23 protein-coding genes and 1 tRNA gene are annotated in these 18,835 nt (G+C 59.5%); 5 read left to right on the top strand and 19 right to left on the bottom strand.

Annotated features, from left to right (window positions below; all coding sequences use genetic code 11):
- Positions 1–6: 6 nt before the first annotated feature.
- The 13 genes from fghA to ACEWMW_RS12930 all read right to left on the bottom strand — a co-directional run bounded on the left by fghA (position 7) and on the right by ACEWMW_RS12930 (position 8,859).
- Positions 7–852, bottom strand: coding sequence for an S-formylglutathione hydrolase (gene fghA, locus ACEWMW_RS12870; RefSeq protein WP_409414336.1), 846 nt, complete (start codon positions 850–852; stop codon positions 7–9).
- A complete protein-coding gene (locus ACEWMW_RS12875) occupies positions 849–2,273 on the bottom strand; it encodes an amidohydrolase family protein (protein WP_409414337.1) in 1,425 nt (474 codons plus the stop codon). Before ACEWMW_RS12875 ends, fghA begins: the two co-directional genes overlap by 4 nt.
- A gap of 13 nt (positions 2,274–2,286) precedes the next feature.
- Positions 2,287–2,790 carry a prolyl-tRNA synthetase associated domain-containing protein gene (locus ACEWMW_RS12880; RefSeq protein WP_409414338.1) on the bottom strand — a complete coding sequence of 168 codons (504 nt, stop codon included), beginning with the start codon at positions 2,788–2,790 and terminating at the stop codon, positions 2,287–2,289.
- A 5-nt stretch (positions 2,791–2,795) separates the two neighbouring features.
- Entirely contained in the window at positions 2,796–3,170 is a 375-nt protein-coding gene (locus ACEWMW_RS12885) for a VOC family protein (protein ID WP_409414339.1), read from the bottom strand.
- Positions 3,171–3,187: 17 nt separating this feature from the next.
- Positions 3,188–3,556 carry a cupin domain-containing protein gene (locus tag ACEWMW_RS12890; RefSeq protein ID WP_409414340.1) on the bottom strand — a complete coding sequence of 123 codons (369 nt, stop codon included), beginning with the start codon at positions 3,554–3,556 and terminating at the stop codon, positions 3,188–3,190.
- Entirely contained in the window at positions 3,556–4,668 is a 1,113-nt protein-coding gene (locus ACEWMW_RS12895) for an S-(hydroxymethyl)glutathione dehydrogenase/class III alcohol dehydrogenase (protein ID WP_409414341.1), read from the bottom strand. Before ACEWMW_RS12895 ends, ACEWMW_RS12890 begins: the two co-directional genes overlap by 1 nt.
- A gap of 182 nt (positions 4,669–4,850) precedes the next feature.
- Positions 4,851–4,927 (bottom strand) — tRNA-Met (locus ACEWMW_RS12900).
- A 73-nt stretch (positions 4,928–5,000) separates the two neighbouring features.
- A complete protein-coding gene (locus ACEWMW_RS12905; RefSeq protein ID WP_409414342.1) occupies positions 5,001–5,390 on the bottom strand; it encodes a Crp/Fnr family transcriptional regulator in 390 nt (129 codons plus the stop codon).
- Positions 5,391–5,396: 6 nt separating this feature from the next.
- Positions 5,397–5,693 carry a hypothetical protein gene (locus ACEWMW_RS12910; protein ID WP_409414343.1) on the bottom strand — a complete coding sequence of 99 codons (297 nt, stop codon included), beginning with the start codon at positions 5,691–5,693 and terminating at the stop codon, positions 5,397–5,399.
- Positions 5,694–5,752: 59 nt separating this feature from the next.
- Complete coding sequence (locus ACEWMW_RS12915; protein ID WP_409414344.1) at positions 5,753–6,274, bottom strand: 2'-5' RNA ligase family protein; 522 nt, start codon at positions 6,272–6,274, stop codon at positions 5,753–5,755.
- A 2-nt stretch (positions 6,275–6,276) separates the two neighbouring features.
- A complete protein-coding gene (gene mltG / locus ACEWMW_RS12920) occupies positions 6,277–7,239 on the bottom strand; it encodes an endolytic transglycosylase MltG (protein ID WP_409414345.1) in 963 nt (320 codons plus the stop codon).
- 5 nt (positions 7,240–7,244) lie between these two features.
- A complete protein-coding gene (gene fabF / locus ACEWMW_RS12925; protein WP_409414346.1) occupies positions 7,245–8,504 on the bottom strand; it encodes a beta-ketoacyl-ACP synthase II in 1,260 nt (419 codons plus the stop codon).
- A 118-nt stretch (positions 8,505–8,622) separates the two neighbouring features.
- A complete protein-coding gene (locus ACEWMW_RS12930; RefSeq protein WP_409414347.1) occupies positions 8,623–8,859 on the bottom strand; it encodes an acyl carrier protein in 237 nt (78 codons plus the stop codon).
- 188 nt (positions 8,860–9,047) lie between these two features.
- Between ACEWMW_RS12930 and ACEWMW_RS12935 the strand changes: the two genes are divergently transcribed.
- Positions 9,048–9,479 (top strand): ferritin-like domain-containing protein, encoded by a 432-nt coding sequence (locus ACEWMW_RS12935; protein WP_409414348.1) that lies wholly within the window; start codon positions 9,048–9,050, stop codon positions 9,477–9,479.
- Positions 9,480–9,547: 68 nt separating this feature from the next.
- Here the strand turns inward: ACEWMW_RS12935 and aspS are convergent, their stop codons facing one another.
- Positions 9,548–11,356: an aspartate--tRNA ligase gene (gene aspS / locus ACEWMW_RS12940; protein WP_409414349.1), complete on the bottom strand. Its 1,809-nt coding sequence runs from the start codon at positions 11,354–11,356 to the stop codon at positions 9,548–9,550.
- A 164-nt stretch (positions 11,357–11,520) separates the two neighbouring features.
- Between aspS and rnd the strand changes: the two genes are divergently transcribed.
- Both rnd and ACEWMW_RS12950 read left to right on the top strand, forming a co-directional pair.
- Positions 11,521–12,726 carry a ribonuclease D gene (gene rnd / locus ACEWMW_RS12945; protein ID WP_409414469.1) on the top strand — a complete coding sequence of 402 codons (1,206 nt, stop codon included), beginning with the start codon at positions 11,521–11,523 and terminating at the stop codon, positions 12,724–12,726.
- 12 nt (positions 12,727–12,738) lie between these two features.
- Positions 12,739–13,635: a hydrogen peroxide-inducible genes activator gene (locus tag ACEWMW_RS12950; RefSeq protein ID WP_409414350.1), complete on the top strand. Its 897-nt coding sequence runs from the start codon at positions 12,739–12,741 to the stop codon at positions 13,633–13,635.
- Here ACEWMW_RS12950 and ACEWMW_RS12955 read toward each other — a convergent pair.
- The 3 genes from ACEWMW_RS12955 to pgsA all read right to left on the bottom strand — a co-directional run bounded on the left by ACEWMW_RS12955 (position 13,632) and on the right by pgsA (position 14,946).
- Positions 13,632–13,901: a hypothetical protein gene (locus ACEWMW_RS12955; protein WP_409414351.1), complete on the bottom strand. Its 270-nt coding sequence runs from the start codon at positions 13,899–13,901 to the stop codon at positions 13,632–13,634. The two genes, ACEWMW_RS12950 and ACEWMW_RS12955, sit on opposite strands and share 4 nt — an antisense overlap.
- Positions 13,902–14,001: 100 nt before the next feature.
- The gene (locus tag ACEWMW_RS12960) at positions 14,002–14,256 is read right to left on the bottom strand and encodes a hypothetical protein (protein ID WP_409414352.1); all 255 of its coding nucleotides are present in this window, start codon (positions 14,254–14,256) and stop codon (positions 14,002–14,004) included.
- A 96-nt stretch (positions 14,257–14,352) separates the two neighbouring features.
- Positions 14,353–14,946, bottom strand: coding sequence for a CDP-diacylglycerol--glycerol-3-phosphate 3-phosphatidyltransferase (gene pgsA, locus ACEWMW_RS12965; RefSeq protein WP_409414353.1), 594 nt, complete (start codon positions 14,944–14,946; stop codon positions 14,353–14,355).
- 120 nt (positions 14,947–15,066) lie between these two features.
- Here pgsA and ACEWMW_RS12970 point away from each other — a divergent pair, with 120 nt between their 5' ends.
- Positions 15,067–16,374 carry an MFS transporter gene (locus tag ACEWMW_RS12970; protein ID WP_409414354.1) on the top strand — a complete coding sequence of 436 codons (1,308 nt, stop codon included), beginning with the start codon at positions 15,067–15,069 and terminating at the stop codon, positions 16,372–16,374.
- Positions 16,375–16,381: 7 nt separating this feature from the next.
- Here ACEWMW_RS12970 and ACEWMW_RS12975 read toward each other — a convergent pair whose 3' ends face one another.
- On the bottom strand, positions 16,382–16,585 hold the full coding sequence (locus ACEWMW_RS12975; protein ID WP_409414355.1) for a hypothetical protein: 204 nt from the start codon (positions 16,583–16,585) through the stop codon (positions 16,382–16,384).
- A gap of 149 nt (positions 16,586–16,734) precedes the next feature.
- Between ACEWMW_RS12975 and ACEWMW_RS12980 the strand changes: the two genes are divergently transcribed.
- Positions 16,735–18,402 (top strand): thiamine pyrophosphate-binding protein, encoded by a 1,668-nt coding sequence (locus ACEWMW_RS12980; protein WP_409414356.1) that lies wholly within the window; start codon positions 16,735–16,737, stop codon positions 18,400–18,402.
- Positions 18,403–18,422: 20 nt separating this feature from the next.
- Here ACEWMW_RS12980 and ACEWMW_RS12985 read toward each other — a convergent pair whose 3' ends face one another.
- The gene (locus tag ACEWMW_RS12985; protein WP_409414357.1) at positions 18,423–18,833 is read right to left on the bottom strand and encodes an EVE domain-containing protein; all 411 of its coding nucleotides are present in this window, start codon (positions 18,831–18,833) and stop codon (positions 18,423–18,425) included.
- Positions 18,834–18,835: the final 2 nt, after the last annotated feature.

Genomic DNA, 18,835 nt, shown 5'->3' on the forward strand with positions numbered 1-18,835 from the left:
ACCTGCTCAGGCCTTGAGGCGCTCCGCGTGCCATCTGACATGCTCGGCCATGAAGGTCGAGATGAAGTAATATGAGTGGTCATACCCTTCCTGCATCCGGATCGTGGCGCTGATTTCCGCCTGGCTGCACGCATCGGCGAGGCGGTGCGTTTGCAATTGTCCGTCGAGAAAATCGTCAGCAGTTCCCTGATCGACCAGCAGTTCCGGAACATGGGCGCCATCCTCGATCAATGCGACAGCGTCGTACTCGCGCCAGGCTGATCGATCATCGCCCAGATAACGGCTCAGCGCCTTCTCGCCCCACGGCACCTGCGAGGGCGCAACAATCGGCGAGAAAGCGCTGATAGAGCGGAAACGATCGGGATTGCGCAGGCCAATTGTCAGCGCGCCGTGGCCGCCCATAGAATGGCCGGCGATGCCCTGTCGCTCCGTATCGACCGGAAAACTCGCCGCCACGATTTCTGGCAGCTCACGCTCGATATAGCTGCGCATCCGGTAATTCTTGCACCACGGCTCGCGCGTCGCATCGACATAGAAACCCGCGCCTTTGCCGAAATCGTATTCGTCAGCGGCGTCTGGAACGTCGTCGCCGCGCGGTGAGGTATCGGGCGCAACCAGGACAATTCCGTGCTCGGCGCAGGCCGCACGATATTCGCCTTTCTCCATTACATTGGCATGCGTGCAAGTCAGGCCCGAGAGGTACCACAGAACCGGCAGCTTCGCGCCGGGCTCATGCGGCGGCACGAAGACAGAAAAGGTCATCTCGGTGCCGGTCTCGGCGGATTGATGCGAGTAAACACCTTGCACACCGCCGTGGGCGCGGCTCTCACTGACGGTTTCCAACTCGGTCATCTCACGCGCAACTCTTCTTGCGTCTTGAGGACGCCTTTGCGCATCACCTGCGTCAGCGAGCGGAAATTGCGCACAGTCTGGCGGGGGTCTTCCGACAAGACAATAAGGTCTGCGGATTTTCCTGCCTCAAGCGTACCGATCTCTTCAGCCAGCCCCATGGTCTGCGCCCCCGCCAACGTCGCGGCGTGTATGATCTCGTCAGGCGTCATGCCGGCCGCTTCCATCGCTTCCATCTCGTTGTAGACCGACGGGCCGTGCAGCGTCAGCGGATTGCCCGCATCGGTCGCCATAACGATGTGCCCACCTGCATTGCGCACGGTGCGCAAGTTCTGCGCCATGATCACCTCTTCACGGCCAGCTCCGATCATGCCCATTGCAAAGGGCGAGACTCTGCCGCCCGTTCGCTCTTCCAAGGCGGGCTGCAGGGCGGTGGGATCGTTGATGCGATCGAAGAGCTGCTGGTCGACACACATATTAGGATCATCGAGTGCGGCTGCCTCGCCCGTCGCTACTGCCAGCACAGCCCTCCCCCAATTGAGGCCGGCAATCAGCGTCGGCGCATAGGTTGCATCGTTCGCCAGCAGGAGATCGATGAACTCCTGGTCAACAGGTTCATCGTCCACGCTGTGCACCAGCATCTTGGCCCCAGCCTTGAGCGCGGTCTTTGCACCTTCCAGCTCGGTCGCATGGACGATCAGAGGTAGACCATTCGCCGTTGCGGCCGCGCCGACGGCCATCAGCAGCGCGTCGAGCCGATCTTTCTCGTCTGGCTCGGGCCGGATAAACCACACCTTGATCGCATCGGAGCCGAGCGCCTTGAGCCGTGCGATATCCGCGCGAATCTCGGCCTCGCTTTCCATCGGCCAAAACTTCACCTGATCTTCGAGCGAACCATAAACAAAGTAACGATTGAGGTCGTAATGCGTGATGAGAGGGCCGGCCGCCTTCACATGCACGCGGTCGACCCAGTCGGTGTCGGTCGCGTGCGGATCGGTTACCGTCCACGGTGCTCCACCCACATCAAACACTGCGGTCACACCGCTGCACAGGTAGGAGCGGTGCCAGCGCCCCGGATCGGCGCGCAGGGAATCGACAAGCTCCTCGTAAGGATAGATCCTCTTGTCCTCGATGCCGTCCGGGCGACCATCAATCCATCCGGTCTGTGCGAAGTGCATATGCGCGTCGATCAGGCCGGGTGTTACAAAGCTGCCCGTTACATCGTGGACATTGGTGCCTTCAGGAATCGCGCATTCCTCGGCCGTACCGACACAGGCTATCCGGTCTTCATCTACCAGCACCACGCCATTCTCGATCGCTCGTCCCGTGCCATCGATCACAGTCGCGCCCACCAGCGCCTCATGCGCCACCAGCGGTGTTGCGGCCATTATAGCTGTCGTCAGTGCGAGTGTTGCAGTCCTCATCGCAAATCCTCTCTCATTTGGTCGGTATCGCGGCGACCAGCGGCTCATGCCCCCAATGACCCAACATGCGCAGTATGTTTGCCCCGCTCAGCGCAATCGTCGCCGTATTTCGCAATGGGTGCACGTTGACGGTTTCGGCGGCTGCAAGCCCCACGTCCAGCACCACAGTGATGCTTTCCGGCTCCGCATTGATCATCGCCAGCGGCGTAACCGATCCCGGTGAAATCCCGATCAGCCGCTCCATGTCGTCTGGCTTGCCGAAGCTCACCCGCTTGCAGCCGATCGCCTCCGGCAAGGCCTTGAGGTCGACCGGCGCTTCCGCAGGCACGGTCAGCAGCCAGAACGCCCCCTTGGCATCCTTGAGGAACAGATTCTTGGTATGCGAACCGGGAAGCGCGGCCTTGATCCCCTGGCTCTCTTCAACGGTGAAGACAGCCTGATGCTCGTGGACTTCATGTGCGATGCCGAGCGCGGCAAGATCAGCCTTCAGGCCATCCTCTCCCCGCACTTCGGCCATCGATCCTACATCCGGTGGAGTGCACAGAGTTTGTTTCCATCGGGATCGCGCAGGTAAGCCAGGTACAATTTGATCTGGCCTCCGTCTCGAACACCCGGCGGATCTTCAATCGCGGTTCCTCCGTTGGCAACTCCAGCGGCGTGCCATGCATCAGCCTGTTCGGGAGTCATCGCAAACCCAATGGTGGAGCCGTTGCCAGCTGTGGCCGGCTCGCCATCGATGGGAGTCGTCACCATGAACAAGCCGCCGTCGTGCATGTAAAGCAACCGGCCCTTGGGATCTGCAGATCCTTCCCGACCTCCAATCGCTACAAACAGCGCATCGTAGAACTTCTTGGATCGCTTGAGGTCGTTCGACCCCACCATCATGTGGCTGTACATCGGAACTTCTCCTGTTTTCAGATCTCGACTGCGACTGTCGCCGTCGCCTCGTCACCCGTGTTGGGCATATCGGCGGGATCAAGCAAGAGAAGTTTGACTTCGCCCTGGCGTGCACAGGGCCGATGCTCGACGCCTTTGGGTACGACAATCATCTCGCCGGGGCCCAATTGTTCGGTCCGATCGCGGAATTCCATCTCGAGATTGCCATCGAGCACCAGGAAGAGCTCGTCCGTGTCGTCATGCTTGTGCCAGACGAATTCGCCTTCGACTTTGGCCAGTCGCACTTCGTTGTCGTTGTAGCGTGCGATAATGCGCGGCGCCCAGTGATCCGAAAACTTGGCAAACTTCTCTTCGAGATTGACCTTTCTAGGCAGGCTTTCTGCCATCAATAGACGACCACGCTGCGGATGCTTTCGCCAGCATGCATGAGGTCGAAGCCCTTGTTGATTTCTTCCAGGGTAAGCACGTGCGTGATCATGGGATCGATCTGGATCTGGCCGTCCATGTACATGTCGACGATCTTGGGCACATCGGTGCGTCCCTTGGCCCCGCCGAAAGCCGTGCCGCGCCAGTTGCGCCCGGTCACGAGCTGGAACGGACGCGTCGCGATTTCCTTCCCCGCTTCGGCCACCCCGATAATCACGCTGGTCCCCCAGCCGCGGTGACAGCACTCGAGCGCCGTGCGCATGACCTCGGTATTACCGGTCGCATCGAAGCTGTAATCTGCACCGCCATCGGTCAGTTCAACCACTTTCGTCACCACCTCGTCGCGGCTCATGCCCTTTGTGTTGAGGAAGTGGGTCATGCCGAACTGCTTGCCCCAGTCCTCACGGTCCGGATTGATATCGATGCCGAGGATCACGTTGGCACCGGCGAGCTTCGCGCCCTGGATCACGTTGAGCCCAATCCCGCCGAGACCGAACACCACCACGTTGTCGCCCTTCTGGACCTGCGCAGTCTTGGTGACGGCGCCTACGCCGGTGGTGACACCGCAGCCGATGTAGCAGCTGGTCTTGAACGGCGCGTCTTCGCGGATCTTGGCGACGGCAATCTCGGGCAGCACGGTGAAGTTCGAAAAGGTCGAGCAGCCCATATAGTGGAAGATCGTCTCACCCTTGTAGCTGAAGCGGCTCGTTCCATCGGGCATCAGGCCCTGGCCCTGCGTTGCCCGGATCGCCGTGCAGAGGTTCGATTTGCCGCTCAAACAGGTCTTACACCTGCCGCATTCCGGGGTGTAGAGCGGGATGACGTGATCGTCCGGTTTAACCGAAGTCACGCTCGGCCCGATCTCCCGCACAATTCCCGCACCTTCATGGCCGAGGACTGAGGGGAAGATACCCTCGCTGTCGAACCCATCCAGCGTATAGGCATCGGTGTGGCAAATGCCTGTTGCCATGATCTCGACCAGCACTTCGCCTTGCTTCGGGCCTTCCAGGTCAAGCTCGACAATCTCGAGCGGCTTCTTCGGCTCAAAAGCAACAGCGGCGCGGGTCTTCATAGGGCTTCCTCCTAGGTAGGCGCCATGCCTATCGCGCGGGCCTGCTGCCTGCAATAATCTGCAAGATAAGAATCATCGAATGTCGGCCGATATCGCGCGGTTTGCCCTGCTAAGTTCGCAACCTCACCTTCAGATCGAGAAAATTGCCAAGCGAAAATGGATAAGGCCAACCCGCAAGAAAATGGTAGCGGAGGAGGGACTTGAACCCCCGACACGCGGATTATGATTCCGCTGCTCTAACCACCTGAGCTACTCCGCCCCAGTTCGGGATTCGCGAGGCAAAACACCTCAAGCGAGCGGCGCATTTAGGGTGCGACCCGCTCCCGGTCAACCTAGGAATTCGGCTCATCCGCTCCGTTCGATCGGTGTCCTGCCAACGTCTCGTTCGAACGTCTCACCTTGTGTGCGAGGCCGCGGTTGATGGCCGCGTCGATAGCCTTGCTGATCTCGGGCACCGTGCGTGAAAGCTGCGCCAGTGCGTCACGGTCAAAACGGGCGACCCGCATCGGCTCGGTGGCGGTGACTGTCGCGGTCGCCGTCTGGCCCGAAACCAAGCTCATCTCGCCGAGGAATTCGCCATGCCCGCAGCTACCAACCTGCGAGGCATCCGCATCGATCCGCGCTGCTCCGGAGGCTACGTAGATAAACGGAGGCTGCGGCTGGCCCTGCTCCATGAGCGTTTCGCCGGAGGCGATATCCTCCCACCGCAGAAGATCGCGCAATCGCCGCTAGTTGGCAGGCTCCTCGACATGCATGACATGCTCGAACAGTTCGCGTTCCTCTTCGAACATTGAGCCCGAGCGAGCGCGCTGGGTCACAACCTCCAGTTGCACCACTGCCGCCAGCGTCACCAATGCCGACAGGATCAATCCAAGAAGGCTTGGCGCAACGAAAGCGAACTGCGCGACAATGAACAGACCACCGATAACGATCAGCAGGCGAGTGCGCCGCATTTGCGAGTTCAGCACCGCGGCGATGAGGAATAGCGAGCCTAGGATGGGAAGGATCGTGCCGGAATCGATCATTGCGTGCTTCTCCCCTGAAACCAAGCGTTGCGGCAGGATAACCTATCGCGCCCGCGAAATCACCTCTTCCGGCTACCGCGAAATGGCCACCGTTTCACGAACTCCCAAGGGCCGCCGCGGTAGATGTGCAGTTCGAGTGCCGGGAACGCGAACTTTTGCACTTCGATTTCCGTCTCCAAATGCTGTTGGAGCGCCTTGGCTTCCTTCGGTTCAACCTTGTTCTGGATCGTAATGTGCAGGCGCGGTTTGTGCTGGTCTTGCGCTGTAAGAGTTCCATGAAAGCGGTCTGCGATCTCCTCGCGAATTGCCAGCGTATCGGGACTGCTCAGCGCGATCGCTGTGCCCTTCCCAAGGCTCATTAATCCGGTGATTTTGACGGCGGGAGGAGAATAATCACGGGCGAATGCTGGAAGTACGGTTTGCACCTCTGAGAAAAGCGATGGCGCAAGCGCGTGAAACAGCGTCACATGTGCTTGCAGGTGATTGCGCTCGGGCGGGAAGTGCGCCTTGCGCAGCCCGTCAGCCCAAGAGTGTATTTCCGATGGCAGGGCAGCCGTGACGATAAACGTCTCGAACGGCACGCCTATTCGATCTCACCGCGATCGCGCCGGATCTGGCGCCACTTGGCGACGTTGGCATTGTGCTCGTCGAGCGTCTTGGCGAACACATGTCCGCCGGTCCCGTCCGCCACATAAAAGAACGCGTCAGTCTCCGCTGGATCGAGCACCGCTTCGATGCTCTGCCTTCCTGGATTGGTAATCGGGCCCACCGGCAGGCCGCTGATCGCACGGGTGTTGTACGGGTTCGGATCGCGCAGCTCGGACACGCGGATCCGGCGGCCCAGCGGCTTGCCCTTGGTGATCGGATAGATAGTGGTGGCGTCTGCCCCCAGTTGCATACCGATCCGCAAGCGATTGGAGAGCACTCCTGCGACCATCCGCAATTCTTCAGGCTTGGAGGTTTCCTTCTCGACAATCGAAGCGAGGATGATCGCCTCGCGCGGGGTCTTCACCGCAGTCGTTTCCGATCTCTTACCCCACAGTTCCTCAAGCGTTTCGCCCATCGACTTTTGCATCCGTGCGACAAGGGCAGCGCGCTCTTCTCCGCGCTCGAAATCATAGGTCTGGGGCAGGATAGTGCCTTCGGGCGGGACCGAAACATCGCCGGTCAGCAATTCTTCCGCCATCAGCCGCTCATGCACCATGATCGAAGGCATACCTTCCGGGATCGTGACAAAGCGGCGAATAACGTCACCGCTCTGGAACGACCTCAGGATATCGCCCTGGTCCATATCGGAGGTGAGCTGGAATTCACCCGCCTGGATCGGATCGCCAGGACCCAGCAACCTCGCCCGCAGCAAGAAACCGTCCGCAGAGGAAATCAGGCCCTCTGTCTCGAGTTTTTGTGCGACCGCCGTCAAAGACGAGCCGGAAGGCACTATAAAGGCCGTGTCCTCCTCGATCGTGGCGAAACCCAGCCTGCTCGGCAGGAAAATTATGGCGCCAAGTATCGCCGCAGAGACAACGGCGAGAAGGAAGCGCCTCATGGCGCTCAGTCGACTTTCTTCATGACCAGCGAGGCGTTGGTGCCGCCAAAGCCGAAGCTGTTGTTGAGCACCGCGCGCACTTCGCGCTTACGCGCTTCCAGCGGGACCAGGTCGACGCCTTCGGTGCCGTCGTCCGGATTGTGCAGGTTGAGCGTCGGCGGGACGATCTGGTCACGAATGGCGAGGATGCAGAAGATGCTCTCCACTGCACCCGCACCGCCGAGCAGGTGACCGATGGCAGACTTGGTGCTGCTCATCGAAGCGCCACCCAGATCGTCGCCCATCACACGCTTGACCGCAGCGAGTTCAATGGTGTCGGCCATGGTCGATGTGCCGTGTGCATTGACGTAATCGATATCCGACGCCTCAAGCCCTGCTTTCTTGATCGCCATGCGCATCGAATTCTCTGCACCAGCGCCATCGGGATGCGGTGCGGTTACGTGATAGGCATCGCCTGAAAGGCCGTAGCCGACCACTTCGGCATAAATTGTCGCGCCGCGCGCCTTGGCGTGCTCGTATTCCTCGAGCACGACGATACCGGCACCCTCGCCCATGACGAATCCATCGCGGTCCTTGTCATAAGGACGGCTGGCTTCGGTTGGCCGGTCATTCATGCTCATATTGAGCGCGCGCGCCTGCGCAAAGCCGGCAATACCAATCGGGCAAATTGTTGCCTCGGCGCCGCCCGCCAGCATAATGTCGGCATCATCGTCACGGATCATTCGAGCGGCATCGCCGATCGAATGTGCGCCGGTCGAACAAGCGGTCACTACCGCGTGATTAGGACCCATCAGCCCGTATTTGATCGAGACCTGTCCGGAGATGAGGTTGATCAGGCGTCCGTGCACGAAGTGCGGGCTCACCCGGCCCGGGCCGCGCTCGGCCAGCAGCAGCGATTCACTTTCGATGCCAGGCAAGCCACCAATGCCCGATCCGATCGAGCAGCCAGCGCGCAGCTTGGTGGCGTCGTCCATTTCGGTGAGCCCGGCATCTTCCAGCGCCTGTCCGGCGGCATCGATACCGAAAACGATGAATGGATCGACCTGGCGCTGGACCTTGTGATCGACGCGCTTGTTCGCGTCGAAACCCCATTCGTGATCGGCTGGCTTTACCTCGCAGGCGATCTGGCACTTCTGATCGGACGCATCGAAGCGAGTAATGGTCCCCGCACCGCTCTTGCCGGCAATGAGATTGGACCACGTGGTTTCAACATCGCCGCCCAAAGGGGTGACAAGGCCCAGACCGGTAACGACCACTCGCCGCATTCGAATTCTCCGTTAGAAATGCAACAGGCCCAACCCGCGAATGGGCTGAGCCTGCCTTCCCCGCATGGTGCGGGGAGAGAGCCCCGCCGCGACCGTGTGATCGCGGCAGGCGGGCAGTTCAGCCCTTGTGCTCTTCGATATATTTCGTCGCGTCACCAACAGTGGTGATCTTCTCCGCCGCATCATCGGGGATTTCGACACCGAATTCTTCTTCGAATGCCATCACCAGTTCGACGATATCGAGGCTGTCTGCGCCCAGATCGTCAATGAAACTGGCTTCCTGCGTGACCTTGTCAGCCTCTACGCCGAGGTGTTCGACGACAATTTTCTGTACGCGGTCGGGAGTATCGCTCATGTTTTGCCCTCTATCTGTGGGGTTATGTGGTTGCAATTGGCCCTAATGAAGGGCGCGAGCGAGCGCAAGTGTCATAGCGGAGATGAAGCGAATTGCATTTTGCGCAATCGGTGCTGACCGTGAACTTTCTGGGAAAGATCAATAACTTCGAGCGTTGCTATCATATCCTCCAATGAAAGGGACGCAGAATGAATACCACAACCTTAGAATCGCTCACGGACACCACTTATGATTCAGTCGAAGGCTACCGCAAGGCAGCTGAGAAGGCGGAAAGTCCGCATCTGAAGCAGGCACTGAATGACCGTTGCCAGAAACGCCAGAAGACACTCGACACGCTGAATGCCGAATTGCAACGCTGCGGCGGCGAATTGGTGACCAAGGGTACTGTCACCGGCGAGCTTCACCAGATGTGGATGGGCATAACGGATATGTTCGAGAACGGCGACGAAGCTGCAGCAGAACGCGTCGAGGAAGGCGAGGACTACCTTAAGGGCAAGTTCGAAGCTGCGCTCGATGAAGATGATCTCGATACGCAGCAACGCGCCGTGATCCAGCAGTGCTATGCCGAAGTCAAAGAAGGCGAGCGCTTCGCTGACATGCTGGAAAAGCAATACGACTGATAGGTCGCTCTATTTGTCCAAGCAGGGCGTCGTTCCAGTGGAGCGGCGCCCTTCTTAATTCACAGGAGTTATGAGATCTCGCCTTCCTGTGCTTTCGGCTTCTGCGGTGGCTCGACCACACGCAGGTGCAATTCGCGCAATTGCTTGGGCTCTGGCTGGCTCGGCGCTCCCATAAGGAGGTCTTCGGCCTTCTGGTTCATCGGGAACAATGTAATCTCGCGGAGGTTGATCGCGTCGCATAGCAGCATGACGATCCGGTCGACTCCGGCTGCCATCCCGCCATGCGGCGGCGCGCCATACTGGAAGGCGCGGTACATGCCGCCGAAGTCGCGCTCGACGTCTTCCTGACTCAGCCCAACGACCTCGAAGGCCTTCACCATGGTTTCCGGCTTGTGGTTCCGGATCGAGCCCGATGCGAGCTCGAATCCGTTGCAGACCAGGTCGTACTGGTAGGCCTTGATCGTCAGCGGGTCCTGCGTTTCGAGCGCCTCCATCCCGCCTTGCGGCATCGAGAACGGGTTGTGGCTGAAATCGACCTTCTTCTCGTCCTCGTCATATTCGTAGAACGGGAAGTCGATAATCCAGGCAAATTCAAACCGGCTGCGATCAATCAGGTCGAGATCTTCGCCCACGCGGGTGCGCGCAGCACCAGCAAGCTTGGCGGCATCGGCTTCCTTGCCAGCAGCGAAGAATAACCCGTCATTCTCTCCAAGGCCCAGCTCGTCATAGAGCTCAGCCATCCGGTCCGGGCCGTGATTCTTGGCAATCGGCCCGCCAAAATCGCCACCCTTTCGCGTAACATAGCCAAGGCCCGCGAAGCCCTCTTTGCGCGCCCAATCGTTCATGTCATCGAAGAACTTGCGGCTCTTCTCATGCGTGCCGGGAGCCGGAATAACGCGTACACGCCCGCCACCGCCCACGATTTTCTCGAACAGGCCGAAGCCTGATTTTTCGAAATGCGACGTGACATCGCTGATGATCAACGGGTTGCGCAGATCGGGCTTGTCAGTGCCGTATTTCAGCATCGCTTCAGCGTAAGGAATGCGCGGGAATTCGCCTGCCTTGGTCACATGGCGCCCATCGGCAAATGCTTCAAAGGTACCGGCGATCACCGGCTCCATCGTGTCCCACACCTCTTCCTGCGTGACGAAACTCATTTCCAGATCGAGCTGGTAAAACTCGCCCGGCAAGCGGTCGGCGCGCGGATCCTCATCGCGAAAACACGGCGCGATCTGGAAATAGCGGTCGAAACCGGAGACCATCAGCAGCTGCTTGTAGATCTGCGGAGCCTGCGGCAGCGCATAGAACTGGCCGACGTGAAGGCGGCTCGGCACGAGGAAGTCGCGCGCGCCTTCTGGCGAGGACGCGGTCAAAATCGGGGTCGAGAATTCGTTGAAACCGATCGCGTTCATCCGGCGTCGGATATCGGCGACGATTTGCGTGCGCTTCATGATATTGGCGTGGAGTGTCTCGCGCCTCAGGTCGAGGAAGCGATACTTGAGACGGATATCCTCAGGATACTCCTGCTCGCCTGCGACCGGCATCGGCAGTTCTTCTGCAGCGCTCTGCACGGTGACGCCGCGCGCGAAGACTTCGATTGCTCCGGTCGGGAGGTTGGCGTTCACCGTCTCTTCCGAACGCGCTTTCACTTCGCCATCAATGGTCACGACCGATTCCGGGCGCAGCCCATCAAGTGTCTTCAGCGCGGGCGAATCCTCATCCGCCACGATCTGGGTCATGCCGTAATGGTCGCGCAGATCGACGAACAGGACCCCGCCGTGGTCGCGCTTGCGGTGGATCCAGCCCGAAAGACGGACCGTTTCACCGACATTTTCCTTCGTCAGGGCACCGCAGTTGTGGGTACGATAGGCGTGCATCTAAAATCTTTCCAATTTCGGAGCTATGGCGCTAGGGCGCCCGGGCGATTCAGCCAGGTCGCGACAAGTGCGCTTTCCGCGCGCGCTAACAGGGGAACCACGCAGCTTTGTCAAGCCGTGCGGCTCCCGAGTGGCGGTACTCCGCCCGCACAGAAAAAAGAATGATGAAAATACACAAGCTGATTACCGACACCAAAACGCTGACCGAACTGTGCCAGCGACTTGCCCAGAGCGAATTCGTCTGCGTCGACACCGAATTCATGCGCGAGAACACCTATTGGCCGGAATTATGCCTCGTCCAGATAGGTAATGAGGAAGAAGCCGCCGCGGTCGATCCGCTGGCCGATGGCATCGACCTGACTCCTATGCTTGACCTGCTGTGCGACAATGAAGAGGTACTCAAGGTCTTCCATGCCGGTGGGCAGGACGTCGAGATCGTGTACAACCTGACCGGCAAGACCCCTCACCCGATCTTCGATACGCAAATCGCGATGATGGCGATCAGCCAATCCGAACAGATAGGCTATGCCAACCTGGTCGAGAGCTGGCTGGGCCTGACTGTCGACAAGGGTGCGCGCTTTACAGACTGGGCACGCCGCCCATTGACCGAACGGCAGATCGAGTATGCCATCGGCGATGTAACGCACCTGGCCGAAATCTTTCCCAAGATCCTCGACAAGCTCGTCAGCACCGGACGCGGGATGTGGCTAAATGCCGAAATGGACAAGCTCGCCGATCCGGAAAATTATCGGATGGACCCTGACAATGCATGGCGGCGGATCCGCCAGCAGGGCCGCAATCCGGCGGTGCTCGGGCGGCTCAAGGCGCTCGCAGGCTGGCGCGAGCTCGAAGCGCAGCACAAGAATATACCCCGTGGCCGGATCATGCGGGACGAAACGCTCGCCGACATCGCTGGCCATCCACCCAAGAAGCAGGCCGATCTGGCGAAAGTCCGCGGACTTTCAAACGCTTGGAAGGACAATGACATCGGCAAGCGCTTGATGAAAGTGATCGCCGGTGCCGAGCCACTCTCCAAGGATGAAATGCCGGTGAAAGCGAAACGCGGCGCCCCGCTGGGCAAGGAGGGCGCACTGGTGGCCGACCTTCTCAAGCTGTTGCTCAAGATTCGCGCGCGCGAGATCGATATTGCGGCCCGATTGCTTACCCGAGCCGACGAAATGGAAGCGCTGGCCGCAGGCATACGCGATCTGCCGATTCTCGAAGGCTGGCGCTACGAAGTATTCGGCAAGGACGCCTTGCAGCTGGTCGAAGGCAAGCTCGCATTCGCCGTCAAGAATGGCCGCCTGACCATGACGCATGTCGATGACATGGCGGCCGAATTGAACGGGACGCAGGAGGCCGCCGAGTAACGGCGCGGCCGAATGAGCACATACCTCCCCACGATCAAGCAGCTGCAATATCTCGTAGCATTGCATGAGCACGGGCATTTCGGGCGCGCGGCGGAGGCAAGCTTCGTCTCGCAATCGACGCTTTCTGCAGGGATCCGCGAGCTCGAAACACTGCTGGGCGTAACCCTGGTCGAACGCAGTCGCCGCGTCGTCCGTTTCACTCCGCTAGGCAACAAGGTGGTCGACAAGGCGCACCGGCTGTTGCGCGAGGCGGAGGAGCTGACTGATATCGTTCAGGCTTCTGGCAAGCCGCTTTCGGGCGAAATCCGCATGAGCGTGATCCCGACGATCGCACCATTCTTCCTGCCCCGCATACTGCCGCGCCTGCGCAAGGAGCGTCCCGCCCTCAAGCTATTCCTCCGCGAAGAACCCAGCGCCGATGCGGTCGAATCGCTCAACCATGGCCGCGCAGACTGCGTTTTGCTGGCCCTGCCCTTTGCGACCGGCGACATCGAGTACGAACATATCGCCGACGATCGCCTCTTCGTCGCCTTTCCCAAAGGCGATCCCGTCGATCCGCCCGAGAGCGTGCATCCGTCGATGATCGACGAAGGAAGCCTCCTGCTGCTGGAAGACGGGCATTGCCTTAAAGACCATGCTCTTGAGGCCTGCGGCAGGCCTGAATTGCGCGCCAGCGCCACGATGGTCGGCACATCGCTTCACACGCTGGTGCAGATGGTCGACAACGGGCTCGGGGTAACTTTGCTGCCGCAAATGGCAATCGATGCGAAGATATTGAACGACACCGATGTCGTTGCGAGACCGCTCAAATCGAAAAAGGCCTCGCGCGAAATCGTGCTGATCTGGCGGAAGAACTCACCGCGTGCGGACGAATTCAGGCTATTGGCAGAGGAATTGAGGGCCGGTTAGGCCGCTGCAGCCGCTTCGGCAGGCTTGAGCTTGGCTTCGGCATACTTCTGCAGCTTTTTCGCTGCAATGAGCGGCACGATCACCGAAAGTGCAATGCCCGCAAGCGAGCAGATGCCGATCCAGATCGCCATGAGCGTTCCGCCAGCCTCGTAAATCCCGTAAAGTACCGGGACAGCAAGGACCATGCCGCGAACCTCATTGAAGAGGATCGCGCAGAAGCCCAGCTTGAGAAACGCGGACAGGAAGGTTGAAAGCGCTGTACCCATGACGGCGCTTTTGACCCAAAATTCTTGAGAATTGGTTGAAGGATGGCTGAGCTAACTTGCAGACTAACGCGTTAACCATAATCTTTCGCCGGATGATGTTTTAGTGGCGGCGCACCTTGCGAAAGCGGCCCTTGGCATCGCGCTGGTAAAACAGTCGAATGGTGTCGTCCTTGCGCCACCAGGAAAAGGGATTGAGCCAGTCAAAGAAGGATTTTCGCCGGGAATCGGACAGTTCTGTGTCCTCGTCGATAGCGTGGGCTTCACTGATGACTGCACGCATCATCCAGACCAGCGCGACAACCGCGGCCAGCATCAGCACCGTCAAAACGAGCAGAATTCCAGCCAACAAGCTCATGAGACATTGCTCCTGCCACCTTGCGACGCAGGAATTTACCAAGTTTTTCAGGAGAAAGCCAGATTTTACCAATTCTGGCCCAAATGCCTCTCCGCATCAGTCCATATGCTTGAGACCGACGCGCAGATAATCCCATCCGGTCATGACGGTCAGAATGGCCGCCGCCCACAAGGTTATCAGGCCAACCGTGTGCGGGACATTCGCCACGACATCGCCAATCAACACGTTCCAGTCAGGCAAACCCTTGCCCAGGATGAGTGAGCCCAGCGCAACCATCTGAAAGGTCGTTTTCCACTTGGCGAACTTGGTGACGGGCACGGAAATGCGCAGTCCACCAAGGAATTCGCGCAGACCCGAGACCGCAATTTCGCGCACGAGAATTATCAAGCCGGCAATGACATGCATGTCGCCAACGTAGGGGCCGCGCAGCACCCCTTGCGCGGTCAAGACCAGGATGACGGCAGCAACCATTATCTTATCAGCGATTGGGTCGAGGAAAATTCCCATTTTCGAGACCGTCCCGCTGGATCGGGCGAGATAGCCGTCGAAATAGTCGGTGATGCCCATCAAACAGTAGAGGCCGAACGCCATGAGGTAACCCAGCGCCCAGTCCGGCCACCACAAAAGGAAGGCCAGCAATGGCACCGCGAATATCCGCGAAAGCGTAAGCATGTTGGGCAGCGTCAGCATCGGATCACCTGTCTAGCGCCTTGCAGCGCAGGGCAAAAGCCGCTCAGCAACCTTGTCCACGCCGACTAATCGACTACACCTCTGGAGGGACGAGCGGGCTGGGGGCGCAAGAGGCAGACGATGACAACATCCATGAACCTCTTGGGGCAGCGCCGTTTTCTGCCGCTTTTCGTCACCCAATTGTTCAACGCCTTCAACGACAATCTCTACAAGACAGCGATGGTGCTGTTCGTCGTATACAGCGTTTACAATGACGAAAGCACCGAAGGCATTTTCAGCGCAACCGCATCGGCATTGTTCATCCTGCCGTTCTTCATTCTCTCCGCCGTTGCGGGACAGCTCGCGGACATGCGCGACAAGGCGGCGATCATCCGCAAGGTCAAAGCTTGCGAGATCGGCCTCATGGTCATCGGCGCGAGCGGATTGTACCTCGCCTGGCAAGGGATCGCAGTCGATACCGTAGCCATACCGCTAATGCTACTCGCACTGTTTCTGACAGGCGTCCAATCGACATTTCTTGGCCCGATTAAATATGCGATCCTGCCGCAACACCTCGAGAAGGATGAAGTCCTCGCCGGCACCGGACTGGTGGAAGCTGGCACCTACATCGCGATCCTTACAGGTACTATTCTCGCCGGTTGGATTCCGGTGGAGTGGGCCGCAATCGCGATCATCGCCACCTCGATCGTCGGCTACCTCATCAGCCGTCAGGTTCCTCCCGCGCCGGCACAAGGCAAAGTCGAAAAGGTCGACTGGCACATCCTGCGCGCCTCCTTCCGGCTGATCCGCAACACCATGCATGACAAGCAGATCTTCTACGCAATCATGGCGATCAGCTTCTTCTGGACCATCGGCGCGGTTCTGTTCATCCAGTTCCCGCCGCTGGCGAAAAATACCCTGATGGCGAGCAAGGAAGTCGCCAGCCTGTTCTTGGTGATCTTCTCGATCGGCATCGCGATCGGCTCGGTTTCGGTCAACGCGTTGCTCAAGGGCCGTGTTTCGGCGCGCTATGCGCCCGCTTCGGTCGTGGTAATGGGATTGTTCGTCGTCGCGTTCTACATCGTGTGCAAGCTGTGGCAGTCATACCAGCCGACCGAGTTGATGGGCGTGACCGAGTTTCTTGCCTGGCCGCTGGCAAACGTGATCATGCTGACCTTGCTGGGGATTGCGATTGCGGGGGGCATGTTCGTGGTGCCGCTCTATGCGTTCCTGACCACACGCAGCGCCGCCGATCAGACCGCGCGCACGATTGCCGCCAACAACATTGTAAACTCGGGCGCGATGGTGCTCGGTTCTCTCGTCGCCATGGGATTGAGCGCAGCCGGTGTTCCCATCACTGAGCAGTTGCTGCTCTCGGCCGCCATGTGCCTTGTGTCGGCATGGTTAGGCAGGAAGCTGCTGGCGGCGGAAAGACTTGCGCCTGCCTAGGCCATAGTCACAGCAGGAAAACGAGGATCGCCAGCGTGCATGCAACGTAGGCGCTCGCAAAGCCGCGCACATCGTCCTTGGTAACATGCCAGAAAGGGCGCGGATCGAACCGGGCCCGTTCTCGCCTTACATGCTCGGGCAAACGGGCAAGGAACGGGTGCCGCGCCTGTTCGTCGGTCAGTACCAGGGTCTGTCTTGGTGCGTTTCTCATGGCGCCTTGTTAACGCCTTGCTAACCACGACGCACGGGCAGGTTTTCCACTGTCGCAAGCTGGGACATTTACCGCAGCTGTTCATCATGGGCTGTGGATAGCAACACCTCGATTGCTCCGCTTACGCCGGATCGTTACAGGCGTTTGCTATGCCTCACAATTCCACACCACAGGCCGCCCGCCTGCTCGTCGACTGCCTGATCGAACAGGGCTGCGACCGCATATTTACCGTCCCCGGAGAAAGCTTCCTGCCTGTGCTCGATGCCTTGCATGACAGCCCGGAGATCGATCTCGTCACGTGCCGGCAGGAAGGCGGCGCGGCATTCATGGCATGCGCCGATGGCACCATGACGGGGCGACCGGGGATCTGCTTCGTTACCCGCGGACCGGGTGCCACCAATGCTTCGATCGGGGTACATGTGGCGCATCAGGATTCGCAGCCGATGATCCTGTTCGTAGGCGATGTTGCGCGCGAAATGCGCGACCGCGAGGGTTTCCAGGAAGTCGATTTTCCTGCCTACTTCGGGCCGATCTGCAAATGGGCTGCGCGGATCGAGGACGCCGATCGCATTCCCGAATACATCGCTCGCGCTTATGCTGTCGCCGTGTCCGGTCGTCCGGGCCCGGTTGTGCTGGCACTTCCAGAAGACATGCTGGCGGACGCGACGGATGCGCAGCCACGCCCGCGTATTGAGAGGCCGGCTCAGGCACCCTGCCCTGACGCGATGCAGGCGATGATGGCCATGATTGGCGATGCCGCCTCGCCGGTCGCGATTATCGGCGGCGCAGGGTGGAACACCAAGGCCCGCGAACATTTCCAGACTTTCGCCGAGCGGATCGGCATTCCTGTGGCGACAGCCTTCCGCAGGCAGGATGCGATCGCGCCTTCCAGCCCGGTCTATGCCGGCAATCTCGGCTATGGACCAAACCCTAGGCTGATCGAGCGCGTCAAGCAGGCAGACCTGATTCTGGCTGTAGGAGCAAGGCTCGGTGAAGCAACCACCGATGGTTATACAGTTCCCGCGCTAGACAATCCCGAACAGCAGATCATTCATGTCCATCCGGATCCGGAAGAACTGAACCGCGTCTATCGGACCGACCTTCCCATTTGCGCCGCGATGGATGATTTCGCCGAATGCTCTGCGCTCTGGGAAGATCAATCGATCTTGAGCTTCGACGCTGGAGCGCATGCGCATGGCGAATGGGAAGAATGGTCGACACCCAAGGCAGCGGACTATCCGCTCGATCTTGCGAGCTGCGTCGGATTCATGCGCGAGAGCTTTCCCGCAGATTCGATCATCTGCAATGGAGCGGGCAATTTCTCGGGCTGGTGGCACCGCTACTGGCGCTATGATGGTCTGCCGACTCAGCTGGCTCCCACCGCCGGTGCAATGGGCTACGGCGTACCTGCCGCGGTTGCTGCTGCGCGGCGGTTCCCCGATCGGACCGTGGTCGCGCTGGCAGGCGATGGCGATTTCCTGATGAATGGCCAGGAACTGGCGAGCGCGGCCCAGCACGATTGCAACATGATCGTGATCGTGATCGACAATTCCGCCTACGGTACGATCCGCATGCACCAGGAGCGAGAATTCCCGGCTAGGCTTTCGGCGACCACGCTTCAGAACCCCGACTTTGCGGCGCTGGCCAGATCGTTCGGGGGGTGGTCCGAGACCTGCCAGACGACCGACGAGTTCAAAAGAGCCCTGACTGAAGCGAAGGGCCGCGAGGGACTGCGGTTGCTCGATTGCAAGATCGACGTTGAGCAGCTCGCTGCAAGCGGCGCGACAATTTCCGGGCTTCGCGCCAAAGCGGATTGATCAACATTGAAGTTTGGCTGTCAACTCTCTGACATAGAGAGGATTTTCTTCCATTCTTTGGGCGTAATTTCGGCCACCGAAAGCCGGCCCAAACGGATCAATTCGCACTCGGCCAATGCGGGTTCGGCCTTGATCTGCTTCAGCGTCACCGCGTTTTTGAGCTTACGAACCGGTTTGACTTTCACCGCAGCCCATTTCCCGGTCGGATCGGTGGGATCGGTAATACCGGCCACCGATACCTCGGCAATACCGACAATCTCCAGCCCCTCGCGCGAGTGGTAGAAGAAGCATTGGTCGCCCACTTCCATGGCCGCGAGGTTGTTCTTGGCGCGGTGGTTGCGCACCCCGTCCCATACCTCTTCCTTGTCCTTGATCAGGTCATCCCAGCTGTATTTGAAGGGCTCGGATTTGATCAGCCAGTAATTGGGCATGC

It is taken from the genome of Litorerythrobacter xanthomarinus (genome assembly GCF_046254955.1).
Lineage (GTDB): Bacteria > Pseudomonadota > Alphaproteobacteria > Sphingomonadales > Sphingomonadaceae > Qipengyuania_C.

Excerpts from the sequence above, each read along its gene's own strand:
- ACEWMW_RS12985 (WP_409414357.1), bottom strand. The coding sequence starts at position 18,833 with ATGCCCAATTACTGGCTGATCAAATCCGAGCCCTTCAAATACAGCTGG.
- ACEWMW_RS12895 (WP_409414341.1), bottom strand. The coding sequence starts at position 4,668 with ATGAAGACCCGCGCCGCTGTTGCTTTTGAGCCGAAGAAGCCGCTCGAG.
- ACEWMW_RS12935 (WP_409414348.1), top strand. The coding sequence starts at position 9,048 with ATGAATACCACAACCTTAGAATCGCTCACGGACACCACTTATGATTCA.
- ACEWMW_RS12910 (WP_409414343.1), bottom strand. The coding sequence starts at position 5,693 with ATGATCGATTCCGGCACGATCCTTCCCATCCTAGGCTCGCTATTCCTC.
- ACEWMW_RS12975 (WP_409414355.1), bottom strand. The coding sequence starts at position 16,585 with ATGAGAAACGCACCAAGACAGACCCTGGTACTGACCGACGAACAGGCG.
- ACEWMW_RS12890 (WP_409414340.1), bottom strand. The coding sequence starts at position 3,556 with ATGGCAGAAAGCCTGCCTAGAAAGGTCAATCTCGAAGAGAAGTTTGCC.
- fabF (WP_409414346.1), bottom strand. The coding sequence starts at position 8,504 with ATGCGGCGAGTGGTCGTTACCGGTCTGGGCCTTGTCACCCCTTTGGGC.
- ACEWMW_RS12875 (WP_409414337.1), bottom strand. The coding sequence starts at position 2,273 with ATGAGGACTGCAACACTCGCACTGACGACAGCTATAATGGCCGCAACA.
- ACEWMW_RS12930 (WP_409414347.1), bottom strand. The coding sequence starts at position 8,859 with ATGAGCGATACTCCCGACCGCGTACAGAAAATTGTCGTCGAACACCTC.
- fghA (WP_409414336.1), bottom strand. The coding sequence starts at position 852 with ATGACCGAGTTGGAAACCGTCAGTGAGAGCCGCGCCCACGGCGGTGTG.
- pgsA (WP_409414353.1), bottom strand. The coding sequence starts at position 14,946 with ATGCTGACGCTGCCCAACATGCTTACGCTTTCGCGGATATTCGCGGTG.
- mltG (WP_409414345.1), bottom strand. The coding sequence starts at position 7,239 with ATGAGGCGCTTCCTTCTCGCCGTTGTCTCTGCGGCGATACTTGGCGCC.
- ACEWMW_RS12960 (WP_409414352.1), bottom strand. The coding sequence starts at position 14,256 with ATGAGCTTGTTGGCTGGAATTCTGCTCGTTTTGACGGTGCTGATGCTG.
- ACEWMW_RS12880 (WP_409414338.1), bottom strand. The coding sequence starts at position 2,790 with ATGGCCGAAGTGCGGGGAGAGGATGGCCTGAAGGCTGATCTTGCCGCG.
- aspS (WP_409414349.1), bottom strand. The coding sequence starts at position 11,356 with ATGCACGCCTATCGTACCCACAACTGCGGTGCCCTGACGAAGGAAAAT.
- rnd (WP_409414469.1), top strand. The coding sequence starts at position 11,521 with ATGAAAATACACAAGCTGATTACCGACACCAAAACGCTGACCGAACTG.
- ACEWMW_RS12950 (WP_409414350.1), top strand. The coding sequence starts at position 12,739 with ATGAGCACATACCTCCCCACGATCAAGCAGCTGCAATATCTCGTAGCA.
- ACEWMW_RS12955 (WP_409414351.1), bottom strand. The coding sequence starts at position 13,901 with ATGGGTACAGCGCTTTCAACCTTCCTGTCCGCGTTTCTCAAGCTGGGC.
- ACEWMW_RS12885 (WP_409414339.1), bottom strand. The coding sequence starts at position 3,170 with ATGTACAGCCACATGATGGTGGGGTCGAACGACCTCAAGCGATCCAAG.
- ACEWMW_RS12970 (WP_409414354.1), top strand. The coding sequence starts at position 15,067 with ATGACAACATCCATGAACCTCTTGGGGCAGCGCCGTTTTCTGCCGCTT.
- ACEWMW_RS12980 (WP_409414356.1), top strand. The coding sequence starts at position 16,735 with ATGCCTCACAATTCCACACCACAGGCCGCCCGCCTGCTCGTCGACTGC.